This is a genomic window from Vibrio sp. MA40-2, from assembly GCF_047302445.1.
GTDB lineage: Bacteria > Pseudomonadota > Gammaproteobacteria > Enterobacterales > Vibrionaceae > Vibrio.
The window spans coordinates 2,016,063-2,028,222 of the sequence record NZ_CP178628.1 but is presented as its reverse complement, the minus strand read 5'-3'; the positions used below and the strand labels follow the sequence as shown (position 1 = coordinate 2,028,222).

The window sequence follows — 12,160 nt, the reverse complement described above, 5'->3', positions numbered from 1 at the left end:
TGTTGAAAACAGCCATCGAATTCTAGGCATTCGATGGCTGTTATTTTAACTGCATATGAAATACTAACCAAATGCTGACATTAGGGTGCTTTTCGCACCCTTTTTTGTGGGCTACACTCCGCGTCAAATTATCTGTTATCCTAATGAAATTAAGGTAAAAAATGCGAAGTATTATTGTCCCTGTTATCGCAACAACCTTGCTTGCAGGATGTGTATCAAACAAGTTAGAAAAACAGAATCAACAAACCTTAGATGCAATCAAAGCATCACAAAAAATCATGACGAATAACCTCAATGAGCTAAACATAGTGTTGAGCAACCAGTCTGATTCTATCCAAAGACTTGAAAACAACGTTATGGATTTAACGGCGGAAACAACGGCTTTAAAAACCGAGACGCAGCAATTAAAAGTGCAATCCAATGGCTTACGAGCACAAATAGCAGCACATAATCCAAACAGTGAAACACAACAAGCCCCATCGAGTAATGTACCTCCAGCTATTCCTTCTAAACCACTCATACTCGGCGCAATCGAAAAAATCCAAGTTGCCAATATGGAGCGATTCTATTTAGCGCGAATTGATACCGGGTCTGCTACCTCTTCACTGCACGCCAATAATATTGAGCACTTTGAACGTGAAGGAAAAAAATGGGTTAGATTTGATCTAAATGACCCGGACTCGGCTGATCACACCTCACCTCAAGACACATCTTCCGAACCGCATACTGTTGAGAAACATACCATCGAAGCGCCGATTGTAAGGTTCGCCAATATTCGTTTATTGGCATCCGAATCGATAGAAAAACGTGCCGTGGTCGAATTATGGGTAAAAATAGGCAGTATTCATGAAAAAGCACAGTTTACACTGGCGAATAGAGATCAAATGAGCCAACCTATCTTACTGGGTAGGGAATTTATTCGAGACATCGCTCTAGTCGATGTTAGCAAGAAATTTCTGCTGACCGAACAAAACACAAAGGATGCAAAGATAGCGGCAAATGTAACCGCAGAAGAATAATTATAGTCTTTAATCGAGCATCTATGATGTTAAGTAAATAACCAAGATGTTAAGTAAACAATTATGACCCCGAGGAAACAACTATGATCTTAAGGATACAACTATGACCTCAAGAATTCCTTTTTACTTCCTGATTGCGCTGCTCATTGCTGCCGGGACTTGGCTTAATATCATGCGTCACGACAACTACGGTGTTCCTTGGTCTCCAGGAGAAAAACGCCAAGTTTGGGAAGTAGAAGCGCGGATAGAATTCACTGGAATGGATCAACCAGCCAAAGTGTCTCTTGCAGCCCCTAATACACAATCGGGATACACATTAATAAATGAATCAGCATCATCACCGGGGTATGGAATTGCATACGTCGACTCCGATTCAGGCCGACGTGCCGAATGGTCAATACGACAAGCCAGTGGCGCACAGACTATTTATTACAAGACTCAATTTTTACAGGACGATCAAGCTGACGTACAGCCTATCCCTCCTTCTGATGAACCGATTTTGCAACCCACTTTTGATGGCCCACAAGACGCAGCGGCAAAATCGCTCATTGAACAAGCTTCGCAACGCAGTGCTGATAACGCTACTTTTACTCGAGAGTTAATAAAACGGTTAAACGATGCTGATAGCCAAAATGCAGCATTACTGCTTGATCAGTCAAGTAAAGCAAAAATGATATCCAAACTGCTTTCTTATGCGCAAATCCCCAACAAAATTGTTGGGGTAATCTATCTTGAAGATGGCCGTCGTCGACAAAATATTAATAAAATGGTTCAAGTGTGGGACAACCAAACTTGGCTATTATTCGACCCAGATTCCGGCACCCAAGGAAAATCTGATGGCGTATTAATTTGGGACGAATCGAATGTATCGCTGCTTGATGTGGTTGGAGGTAAAAATAGCCAAGTACATTTCTCAATGATAGCGCAAGATATTTCTCCTGCGGCCGCGACTGATAGCAAGGTCAACGCCGATAATCTACTCAATTTTTCTATCCATACTCTGCCATTAGAAGAGCAGTCGATGTTTAAAACCATCATGCTCATTCCAATTGGCGCATTAATCGTCGTGTTCTTACGAGTCATTATTGGCCTCAAAACATCCGGTACCTTTATGCCTGTTTTAATTGCTGTCGCGTTTGTACAAACTCAGCTGCTCACGGGTATCATTGGCTTCTTACTTATTGTCGGAACCGGGTTAATTATACGCGGTTATCTTTCCAAGCTTAATTTATTATTAGTGGCCAGAATATCCGCCGTGATCATCACGGTAATATTGATTATCTCTGTGTTTACCGTGGTCGCCTTCCGCATCGGATTAACAGAAGGACTCAGTATTACTTTCTTCCCAATGATCATTCTTTCTTGGACAGTCGAACGTATGTCGATTTTATGGGAAGAAGAAGGTCCCAAAGAAGTCTTTATGCAAGGTGGAGGTTCATTGCTAACCTCTGTTATTGTTTATTTAGCCATGACCAACGATATGATCCAGCACCTAACCTTTAACTTTATCGGTATTCAATTGTTAATTTTAGCCGCTATCTTAGCGCTAGGTAACTACACCGGCTATCGCCTAACAGAATTACGTCGCTTTAAGCCATTAGCCGAGGATTAACGTTATGTTTGCAAGTTTCACCTCCCCTATAAAGCTTAAAAACAAAGGCATAATGGGCATGAATACAAGGAACCATAGCTATATCGGGCGATATAACGACCGTTCTAAGTATCCTTTAGTTGATGACAAACTGAAAACCAAAATAATAGCGGCAAAAGCAGGTGCAACCACGCCAGCGCTGATTGGTGTGATAAGACAACAAGCCGAAGTAAAGAAGGTTCATGCCATGGTTAAGCAATGGCCTGGTTTCGTTATTAAACCAGCCCAAGGCAGTGGCGGAAAAGGCATCTTAGTTATTGTGTCGCACAAAGACGGCGTCTATACCAAACCATCTGGAGCGACCTGTAATCAACAAGATGTAGAACGACACATTAGTAACACACTGGCGGGGCTGTTCTCGTTAGGCGGTAAAAATGATGTTGCCGTTGTAGAAAACTTGATTAAATTCGATGATTGTTTTGAAGGATTCAGCTATGAAGGTGTGCCTGATGTTCGAATAATTGTATTTAAAGGTTACCCCGTTATGGCGATGATGCGACTATCGACGGCAGCCTCAGATGGAAAAGCCAACTTACATCAAGGTGCAGTAGGCGTTGGTATCGACATCGCGACTGGAAAAGCCGTTCGTGCGGTGCAATTCGACCACCCCATTAAACAACATCCGGATACCGGCAAAGATCTGCTTTCACTGCAAGTTCCCCATTGGCGCAAACTGTTGGTGTTAGCCTCAAGTGCGTGGGAAATGACCGGGCTTGGTTACATGGGAACCGATATGGTTCTAGACCGAGAAGAAGGCCCCATGGTACTCGAACTAAATGCACGCCCCGGATTAGCGATTCAAATAGCTAATGGCGCGGGATTATTACCGAGGCTTCGTCATATAGAGGAATTAGAGCACGATAATGACTATCCAAAACCGGCAGAAAGAGTTGCGTATGCAGCTAAGCACTTTGGTCGTTAACTTTTAAACTAAGGAAGATATTATTCAGACATCTGCGATTTCAGTGTCTGAATAATACCCATTGTATTCATTCACTAATTTGAATGAACGTGCTCCCGAGAACTCTGCAAAATATCGACTAATGGCCGATTTATTTACCCAGCGCTTCCTTGTAGTGTGCTCGGCACATGGAAACATATTTGTCATTGCCACCAATAGCAACTTGATCGCCTTCTGCGATAGGTTTGCCGTTTTCATCGGTACGAATAACCATGTTGGCTTTTCTTCCACAATGACAAATGGTTTTTAATTCAACTAACTTATCAGCCCAAGAAAGCAGGTACTTACTGCCTTCAAATAATTCACCTTGGAAATCGGTACGTAAACCATAACACAGCACTGGAATATGTAATTTATCCACCACTTCGGTTAACTGGTAAACCTGTTGTTTAGATAAAAATTGGCACTCGTCAACCAAAACGCAATGCAGCTTCTGTTGGTTATTCAATTGATCTATTTCTTGGTAAAGTTCGGTCGTAGCACTGAACAGCTGAGCATCGGATTGTAAACCAATCCTAGAGCTAACTTTTCCCATTCCGTAACGATCATCTAATGCGGCAGTAAAAATCACCGGATTCATACCACGTTCTTGATAGTTAAAAGAGGATTGAAGAAGCGTGGTAGATTTACCCGCATTCATTGACGAGTAATAGAAGTACATCTGAGCCATGATTTGTTCTCGGTTACTAATTCTTAGGTTATTAATTCTAGGTTATTGATTTTAGCTAATTGATTTTAGGTAGCTCACTGACGGTTCTTGTTTTCATCTTATGGGGTTTAATTCACAAAACATAGCAAAGGCAGCAACTTAATTAATACGTGAACCGAGAAACGTATTACCAGTTAACTGCCCGTTATAAAGTTATACCCTAAGGTTTTTCACATCGGATCTAACCTTTACGCCAAGTTGTTCCTTCTGGACCATCTTCTAAGATAATACCCATTTCAGTTAACTTGTTACGCGCTAAATCGGCGTTGGCCCAATCTTTAGAAGCACGAGAATCATTACGTAACTTAATTAGCGCTTCTATCTCGGCCACTTCATCATTATTACCTAAGTCACCTTGCAAAAAAGTATCTGCGTCTTGGTGAAGAATGCCGATAACATCTGCAAGCTCGCGCATTAATGCCCCAAGTTTTGACGCAGCAGCTAAATCTTCAGTTTTCAGACGATTAATTTCTCGCGCCATATCAAATAAAACCGAATAAGCTTCAGGGGTATTAAAATCATCGTTCATTGCATCCGTAAAACGACCAACATAATCACTTTCAGTGTCTGCCACTGCCTCTGTATCTAGCCCGCGTAACGCTGTGTATAAACGCTCCAAGGCTGAACGCGCTTGATTAAGGTTGTCTTCACTATAATTTAGTTGGCTACGATAATGACCTGACATTAAGAAATAGCGTACCGTTTCGGCATCATAATGTTGTAGCACATCTCGAATGGTGAAAAAGTTACCCAAGGATTTAGACATCTTTTCTTGATCAATCATCACCATACCGCTATGCATCCAAGTATTGACATACTTTGTATCATGCGCACAACATGATTGAGCAATTTCATTTTCATGATGTGGAAATTGCAGATCCGAACCACCACCATGGATATCAAAATGGTTACCTAATATAGCCGAATTCATCGCCGAACATTCAATGTGCCATCCTGGACGACCATCTCCCCACGGAGATGACCAAGTAGGCTCACCCGGCTTGGACATTTTCCACACTACAAAATCGAGCGGACTACGCTTGGCGCTATCGATATCTACTCGCGCACCGGCTTGTAGTTGGTCTAAATCTTGTTTTGACAATTGACCATATTGTTCAAATTTTTTCACTTCAAACATCACATCGCCATTGCTTGCAACATAAGCAAATCCACGCTCAATTAATCGCTCAACTAAGGTAATTATTTCAGCAATAAAGTGTGTAGCTCTTGGTTCAACGTCAGGACGTTTCATATTCAGTGCATCAAAATCTTGATACATTTCTTGAATAAGACGCTCAGTTAACGATTCACAACTCTCACCATTTTCTGTCGCGCGTTTGATGATTTTATCGTCTATATCGGTAATATTTCGTACAAAATTTAGGTCATAGCCTAAAAATCGCAGATAACGAGAAACAACATCGAATGAAACAAAAGTACGTCCATGGCCGATATGACAAAGATCATAAATGGTTACCCCACACACATACATGCCAATTTTTCCAGCGGTGATTGGTTTGAATTCTTCTTTCTGACGCGTGAGTGTGTTGTATATTTTTAACATAATCTTTATCTGGTCTGTATGAAAATAAAATTGACGGTGAGTATATCAATTCCAATTTGAATAGGTAACCGTTTTATGCAGTCAGATAAAATCAGAATAATTTGCTTAGCGGCTGTGATAAGCTAGAATTCACACTTGCAAACAATACAATCAAAAAAGGGTTTAAACCATGATCATCCTTCACACTAATTTCGGTGATATTACCATTCAGCTAAACGAAGAAAAAGCACCAGAAACTAGCGCGAACTTTCTGCAATATTGTCGCGATGGTTTTTACGACAATACACTTTTCCACCGTGTCATTGATGGTTTTATGATTCAAGGTGGCGGCATGACATCTGGCTTAAAAGAAAAAGCCACTCGCGCCTCAATCAAAAATGAAGCCAACAATGGCTTAAGTAACAGCGTTGGTACGCTAGCAATGGCTCGTACAATGGAACCTCACTCAGCAAGTTCACAATTTTTCATCAATGTTAACAACAACACCTTCCTAGATTTTAAATCTGAAAGCATGGATGGCTGGGGCTATTGTGTATTTGCTCATGTTGTTGATGGTATGGAAATCGTAAACAAAATTAAAGCAGTAAGCACGGGTTCTATGGGTATGCACCAAGATGTACCTCTAGAAGAAGTGACTATTACTGGCACGACTATTACAGAAGAGTAAAAAATAGGGGAGCCCACGAGCTCCCTTTATCAGCTATTATTATGACAACTTTATTTATATCAGACTTACACCTCACGCCTTCTCGCCCTGACATTACCAAGAGCTTTAACAAGTTCATGAAGACACAGGCCGTCAATGCTGACGCCTTATACGTGCTTGGTGATTTATTCGAATTTTGGGTAGGCGATGATGATAAAAGCACTTTTAATCAATCAATCAAAAGTGAGTTTAAAGCACTAACTCAAGCAGGTGTTCCCTGTTATTTCATTAAAGGTAATCGAGATTTCCTAGTCGGTAAACGTTTCGAACAAGAAACTGGTATGCAAATACTAGATGATGCAACTCTAATCGACCTTTATGGTCAGAAAGCGGTTATTTTACACGGAGATACACTTTGTACCGATGATGTGAAATACCAAGCTTTTAGAGAAAAAGTCCATCAGCCTTGGTTGCAATCGGTATACAATTGTTTGCCATTGTTCGTCAAAAAGAAAATTGTCGCTAAAGTCCAATCTGATATTGGCCAAGATAAAAAAGCAAAATCCCTAGACATAATGGATGTTAATCAACAAGAAGTTGAAACAGTACTAGAACAGTACCAATGTGATTTAATGATTCATGGTCATACTCATCGACCTAATATTCATCATTTTAATATAAATGACCACACCCCTTGTACTCGTATTGTCCTAGGTGACTGGTACTCACAAAGTTCAATATTGAAATATGATCAAAATGGTTATGCATTTGAAAATGAATTTTTTGAAAAATAGTTTAACGGTAAGACAAATTGTATAAAAAAATATTCTAATAATGTTATATTATTAGAATAATTAATAATCCCTATCAATATTACGAAACGGTTTGTTTGCTTGGACTTAAATCCTATATGAAATACTCGTACGTTGCTCGTCAACCAATCTTAGACATAGACAAAAATACGGTTGCTTATGAGCTTCTTTTTAGAGACGGTCCTCAAAATACGTTTCCTGAAATAGAACCAGAAAAAGCAACTCATCGTCTATTATCCGATCAATTCTGGGGTAATGAGTATTGTGTTCTCGGTGATAAACTAGGCTTTGTTAATTTTCCCTATCAAAGCTTAATTAATCAAATACCCGGACTTTTCCCTAAAGAAAAAATTGTCGTTGAGATATTAGAAAATTGTCAACCTACTGACGAGTTACTTACTGCGATTATCCATTTAGAAAAAAAAGGCTATATCATTGCCTTAGATGATTTTATTCCAAGCCCAGAATGGAAACGCTTTTTACCACATATCCACCTTATTAAATTTGATATTCAAATTATTCCTATAGAAAAAGCCAAAAAGTTTATCCAGCGATTAAAAGGGTCTAAAATAAAATTTTTAGCTGAAAAAGTGGAAAACTACCAACAATATCAACAGGCTATTGATGCTGGCTTTAGTTATTTTCAAGGTTATTTTTTTAGCAAACCGGAAATGATCCAACAAAAATCTATCGAACCTTCCTTTTTAATCATTGTGCAATTGTGTAAAGCCATCTCTGCAGCGGAAATAGATTATTTAGAAGTAGAACGTATCGTCACCGGTGACGTAACCTTATCTTATAAGTTACTCCGCTTCGTAAACTCGTCTTATTTAATATCGTCCCCTATTCAGTCATTTCATCAGGCCTTGGCTTACTTAGGCGAAGAAAAACTTAGAAAATTTGTTTCTCTTGTGGTTGTTGCCTCTACTGACAAAGCTAAACCGGAATCACTTTATTCCTTATCAATACAACGCGCCAGATTCTGTGAACTTATTTCGCAAAAAATTGACCAAAACAACAGCGGTCAAGCATTCCTTACTGGCATGTTCTCACTATTGGATTCATTGTTTGACCAACCTCTTGAAAAAATAGTTAATGCAATACCAATTGATGACAAAATAAAGGTAGCGTTATTAGAACATGAGGGGATATTGGGCGATATTCTCAATTTAGTGATCGCTTATGAATTAGCTGATTGGAAAACCGTTGGCGAGACGAGAATTAAATTAGGCTTACATGAAGACCATCTGGTTAAATATTACCAACAATCCATTCAATGGACTGAAGACCTATTTGCTCGACCAATAAAAAATGATAAGTAAATAAACGATCAGTAAATAAAAAGGATGTTGTATGAGCTTATGCCCCTGTGGGAGTAATAAAAGCTACCATAGTTGCTGTAAAAAAATCCATGATAATCATGCAATGGCGCTTCGACCAGAGCAGTTAATGCGGGCCCGATATTCCGCTCACATCGTAAAGAATATTGATTTTATCATCGATACATATCACCCAAGTTGCAATGCGCACAACGATCGACAAGGTATTACCGATTCTGTTCAACTCAATTGGCAGCGCTTAGAGATAATTGCAGCGCCTGAACCTGATGGAAGCACTGGTATTGTCGAATTTAAAGCCTACTATATTGAAGCGCTCTCCGAACAATATATGCATGAGCGTTCCCGCTTTATTAAAGAAAAGGGACATTGGTATTATCTAGATGGCCACTTTCCAGTACAAAAGATAGGTCGTAATGATCCTTGTTTATGCGGTAGCGGCAAAAAATACAAAAAGTGTTGCGCTTAGCGTTAGCGGCCTTGGTTATTTACTACTTCTTGGTTATTTAGTACTTATTGGTAGATGTAAAAGTTATTGGTAGATGTAAAAACTATTGGTTGATATAAAAATCCCCGCCTTATGCGGGGATTTTAGCTTCAAAAAACAAACAACTTACTTATGTCTTTCTTTTAGCTTATTAATCACATCATTCATTGATAAACCTTGGTCTTGTAATAAAACAAACAAATGATAGATCAAATCGGCTGATTCACAGACTAACTCCGCCTTATCGCCCGACGTTGCCGCAAGCGCAACTTCAACCCCTTCTTCGCCCACTTTCTGCGAAATACGTTTGGTACCACGGGCGTACAAACTGGCTGTATAAGAGGAATCTGGATCGGCATTTTTTCGTTCAGCCAGCAGAGTTTCAAGTTGGTGAAGCCACACCAATTGAGATACTTCTTGCTTATCGCCATCGAAACAGGTTGTGGTTCCAGTGTGACATGTTGGCCCAATCGGATTAACCAGCACCAACAAGGTGTCATTATCGCAATCTAAAGAGATATTTTTTAGTTGCAAGACATTACCAGACGTTTCACCTTTGGTCCAAAGACGCGCTTTAGTACGAGAGAAAAACGTTACCTTCTCAGTCTGTAAGGTTTTATTTAACGCCTCGGCGTTCATATACCCCATCATGAGCACTTGGCTAGATTGAAAGTCTTGTACAATGGCAGGGATTAAACCATCCACTTTATCCCAATCGATTCTATCAACTAAGCTCACGTTATTATTTTCTACTGCAGTGCTCATAAACGTGTTTCCACTCCTTGTTGTTTTAAGTATTGTTTAAGTTCGCCAATATTAATGACTTGTTTGTGGAAAACAGACGCCGCAAGCGCACCGTCTACATTGGTCTTTTTATACGCTTCAGCAAAGTGCTCCATAGCGCCTGCGCCTCCAGAAGCAATTAAAGGAACATGACACACTTCGCGCACCATATTTAACTGCTCAAGATCATAACCATTACGTACGCCATCTTGGTTCATCATATTGAGTACTATTTCACCCGCGCCGCGTTTTTGTACTTCTTGTACCCAATCACGTGTTTCCCATTGAGTGGCTTTAGTACGTTGTTCATCACCGGTAAACTGATAAACCTGATACTTCCCAGTTTCTGCATCAAAATAAGAGTCGATACCCACCACGATACACTGTACGCCAAATTTATCGGCTAGATCAGTAATCAATTGAGGGTTCGCTAACGCTGGCGAGTTGATTGATACTTTATCTGCACCAAACTCCAAAATACGCGACGCATCCTGTGCCGATTTAATACCACCAGCAACGCAAAACGGGATATCAATAACTTCCGCGACTCTCGCTACCCAACTTTTGTCCACCACTCGACCATCAGAAGAAGCCGTAATATCATAAAACACCAATTCGTCTGCGCCTTCTTCAGCATAACGCTGGGCGAGAGGAACGATATCACCAATAATCTCGTGATTACGAAATTGAACACCTTTGACTACTTGACCGTCACGGACATCAAGACAAGGAATTATTCGCTTTGCCAACATTGGAAAGCCTCCTCTGCGGTAAATTTACCATCTAACAACGCGCGGCCAACAATCACACCGGCAACACCACAACCTTTAAGCGCTTCAATATCCGCTAGGCTACCAATTCCGCCAGATGACTGAAATTGTACTTGTGGATACAGCTTACAAAGATCAACATAAAGCTCTACATTGGACCCGGTTAATGTCCCATCTCTTGAGATATCAGTACATAACACATGTTGTAAGCCAACCGTTAGGTAATCGTCAATTAACGCTTCAATCGTAACGCCAGAATCTTCTTGCCAACCCGAAATTGCTACTTTTCGTTCGCCTTTATCATTAATATTAATATCAAGGGCGAGTACAATTTTTTCTGCGCCATATTTTTCCATCCAACCTTTTACCAGCTCAGGTTGCTTTACCGCAGTAGAGCCAACGACAACACGTTCTGCACCGGCGTTTAGTAGCCCTATAACGTCTTGTTCGGTCCTTACTCCACCACCAATTTGTACTTTGGCTGGGGTACTCGCTAACAGGCTAGCAATAAGATCGAGTTGACGGGCCTGAATATCTTTGGCACCGGTAAGGTCGACTAAATGCAGCCAATTTGCACCAGCTTTATGGTAAAGGTCGAATTGCTCCGCTGGATTAACTTTATATTCTGTAACTTGGCCATAATCGCCTTGAAATAAGCGAACTACTTGGCCTTCAATTAAATCGAGTGCTGGAATAATCACTACAACATCCTTTTATTCTTTTTCTATCAGCTAAAACACAAGCGGTCGCAACTGAATTATAATGTGCGTCTAAACGAGCTCTAAAAAGTTCTTAATCAGACGAGAACCGGCTTTGCTAGAACGCTCTGGATGGAACTGCACGCCATAATAATTACCGTTTTGTACAGCAGCAGTAAACGGATTACCGTAATCGCACGATGCTATTGTATTGGCATCAACAGGCATGGCATAACTGTGCACAAAGTAGAAATACTCGTCTTTTTCAATCCCTGCAAATAATGGATTTCCTTCGCTTGCCGTAACCGTATTCCATCCCATATGAGGCAATGGCAGCTCACCCGTTTCCATCAAGCGTACTTCGCCTTCACATAATCCTAAACATGGTACGGCTTCGTTACCACCTGAGCCCTTCTCATAAGAGAGTTTACCGAGTAATTGCATGCCTAAGCAGATACCAAGTAGAGGTTTTTGTACTTTTTTAACTAATTCAATCAGATCTCGTTCCGCAAGATTCTTCATTGCTTCACTTGCCGTACCTACACCGGGTAAAAACAGCTTGTCTGCCGCCAATACTACTTCGGGATCTTTAGAGATACTCACTGTGTAGCCTAAACGCTCAATGGCAAATTTAACCGATGAAACATTGGCACAACCAGTATCAATAATGACGACTTTCTGATTTTGACTCATCATGGCTTCCTTATCTAATTCCGAGCACTG

Annotated in this window: 13 protein-coding genes; 7 read left to right on the top strand and 6 right to left on the bottom strand. The window is 40.5% G+C overall.

Annotated features, from left to right (window positions below):
- The first annotated feature begins 161 nt into the window (after positions 1-161).
- The 3 genes from ACLKML_RS16795 (at position 162) to ACLKML_RS16785 (ending at position 3,592) form a co-directional block, all read left to right on the top strand.
- Positions 162-1,019 (top strand): RimK/LysX family protein, encoded by an 858-nt coding sequence (locus tag ACLKML_RS16795; protein ID WP_413284160.1) that lies wholly within the window; start codon positions 162-164, stop codon positions 1,017-1,019.
- Between the two features lie 103 nt (positions 1,020-1,122).
- Entirely contained in the window at positions 1,123-2,631 is a 1,509-nt protein-coding gene (locus ACLKML_RS16790) for an inactive transglutaminase family protein (RefSeq protein WP_413284159.1), read from the top strand.
- A 4-nt stretch (positions 2,632-2,635) separates the two neighbouring features.
- A complete protein-coding gene (locus tag ACLKML_RS16785) occupies positions 2,636-3,592 on the top strand; it encodes an alpha-L-glutamate ligase-like protein (RefSeq protein WP_413284158.1) in 957 nt (318 codons plus the stop codon).
- Between the two features lie 130 nt (positions 3,593-3,722).
- Here the strand turns inward: ACLKML_RS16785 and ACLKML_RS16780 are convergent, their stop codons facing one another.
- Complete coding sequence (locus ACLKML_RS16780; protein ID WP_413284157.1) at positions 3,723-4,301, bottom strand: thymidine kinase; 579 nt, start codon at positions 4,299-4,301, stop codon at positions 3,723-3,725.
- Between the two features lie 220 nt (positions 4,302-4,521).
- Positions 4,522-5,904 (bottom strand): cysteine--tRNA ligase, encoded by a 1,383-nt coding sequence (gene cysS / locus ACLKML_RS16775; protein ID WP_413284156.1) that lies wholly within the window; start codon positions 5,902-5,904, stop codon positions 4,522-4,524.
- 169 nt (positions 5,905-6,073) lie between these two features.
- On the opposite strand from cysS, the gene ACLKML_RS16770 reads away from it, so the two are divergent.
- The 4 genes from ACLKML_RS16770 (at position 6,074) to ACLKML_RS16755 (ending at position 9,168) form a co-directional block, all read left to right on the top strand.
- On the top strand, positions 6,074-6,571 hold the full coding sequence (locus tag ACLKML_RS16770; RefSeq protein WP_413284155.1) for a peptidylprolyl isomerase: 498 nt from the start codon (positions 6,074-6,076) through the stop codon (positions 6,569-6,571).
- Positions 6,572-6,612: 41 nt separating this feature from the next.
- Entirely contained in the window at positions 6,613-7,344 is a 732-nt protein-coding gene (lpxH, locus tag ACLKML_RS16765; RefSeq protein WP_413284154.1) for a UDP-2,3-diacylglucosamine diphosphatase, read from the top strand.
- A 116-nt stretch (positions 7,345-7,460) separates the two neighbouring features.
- On the top strand, positions 7,461-8,684 hold the full coding sequence (locus tag ACLKML_RS16760; RefSeq protein ID WP_413284153.1) for an EAL and HDOD domain-containing protein: 1,224 nt from the start codon (positions 7,461-7,463) through the stop codon (positions 8,682-8,684).
- A 31-nt stretch (positions 8,685-8,715) separates the two neighbouring features.
- Positions 8,716-9,168: a YchJ family protein gene (locus ACLKML_RS16755; protein WP_413284152.1), complete on the top strand. Its 453-nt coding sequence runs from the start codon at positions 8,716-8,718 to the stop codon at positions 9,166-9,168.
- Positions 9,169-9,312: 144 nt separating this feature from the next.
- Here the strand turns inward: ACLKML_RS16755 and hisIE are convergent, their stop codons facing one another.
- The 4 genes from hisIE to hisH all read right to left on the bottom strand — a co-directional run bounded on the left by hisIE (position 9,313) and on the right by hisH (position 12,130).
- Positions 9,313-9,951, bottom strand: a complete 639-nt coding sequence (gene hisIE, locus ACLKML_RS16750) for a bifunctional phosphoribosyl-AMP cyclohydrolase/phosphoribosyl-ATP diphosphatase HisIE (RefSeq protein WP_317716252.1) — start codon at positions 9,949-9,951, stop codon at positions 9,313-9,315.
- The gene (hisF, locus tag ACLKML_RS16745) at positions 9,948-10,721 is read right to left on the bottom strand and encodes an imidazole glycerol phosphate synthase subunit HisF (RefSeq protein WP_317716253.1); all 774 of its coding nucleotides are present in this window, start codon (positions 10,719-10,721) and stop codon (positions 9,948-9,950) included. The genes hisIE and hisF overlap by 4 nt, the downstream gene beginning before the upstream one ends.
- Entirely contained in the window at positions 10,703-11,440 is a 738-nt protein-coding gene (gene hisA / locus ACLKML_RS16740) for a 1-(5-phosphoribosyl)-5-[(5-phosphoribosylamino)methylideneamino]imidazole-4-carboxamide isomerase (protein WP_413284151.1), read from the bottom strand. The genes hisF and hisA overlap by 19 nt, the downstream gene beginning before the upstream one ends.
- Before the next feature lie 69 nt (positions 11,441-11,509).
- Positions 11,510-12,130 carry an imidazole glycerol phosphate synthase subunit HisH gene (hisH, locus tag ACLKML_RS16735; protein ID WP_413285916.1) on the bottom strand — a complete coding sequence of 207 codons (621 nt, stop codon included), beginning with the start codon at positions 12,128-12,130 and terminating at the stop codon, positions 11,510-11,512.
- Between the last annotated feature and the right edge of the window lie 30 nt (positions 12,131-12,160).

What these genes read in the sequence shown, in the direction of transcription:
- ACLKML_RS16795 (WP_413284160.1), top strand. Translation starts at nt 162, where the DNA reads ATGCGAAGTATTATTGTCCCTGTTATCGCAACAACCTTGCTTGCAGGA.
- ACLKML_RS16790 (WP_413284159.1), top strand. Translation starts at nt 1,123, where the DNA reads ATGACCTCAAGAATTCCTTTTTACTTCCTGATTGCGCTGCTCATTGCT.
- ACLKML_RS16785 (WP_413284158.1), top strand. Translation starts at nt 2,636, where the DNA reads ATGTTTGCAAGTTTCACCTCCCCTATAAAGCTTAAAAACAAAGGCATA.
- ACLKML_RS16780 (WP_413284157.1), bottom strand. Translation starts at nt 4,301, where the DNA reads ATGGCTCAGATGTACTTCTATTACTCGTCAATGAATGCGGGTAAATCT.
- cysS (WP_413284156.1), bottom strand. Translation starts at nt 5,904, where the DNA reads ATGTTAAAAATATACAACACACTCACGCGTCAGAAAGAAGAATTCAAA.
- ACLKML_RS16770 (WP_413284155.1), top strand. Translation starts at nt 6,074, where the DNA reads ATGATCATCCTTCACACTAATTTCGGTGATATTACCATTCAGCTAAAC.
- lpxH (WP_413284154.1), top strand. Translation starts at nt 6,613, where the DNA reads ATGACAACTTTATTTATATCAGACTTACACCTCACGCCTTCTCGCCCT.
- ACLKML_RS16760 (WP_413284153.1), top strand. Translation starts at nt 7,461, where the DNA reads ATGAAATACTCGTACGTTGCTCGTCAACCAATCTTAGACATAGACAAA.
- ACLKML_RS16755 (WP_413284152.1), top strand. Translation starts at nt 8,716, where the DNA reads ATGAGCTTATGCCCCTGTGGGAGTAATAAAAGCTACCATAGTTGCTGT.
- hisIE (WP_317716252.1), bottom strand. Translation starts at nt 9,951, where the DNA reads ATGAGCACTGCAGTAGAAAATAATAACGTGAGCTTAGTTGATAGAATC.
- hisF (WP_317716253.1), bottom strand. Translation starts at nt 10,721, where the DNA reads ATGTTGGCAAAGCGAATAATTCCTTGTCTTGATGTCCGTGACGGTCAA.
- hisH (WP_413285916.1), bottom strand. Translation starts at nt 12,130, where the DNA reads ATGAGTCAAAATCAGAAAGTCGTCATTATTGATACTGGTTGTGCCAAT.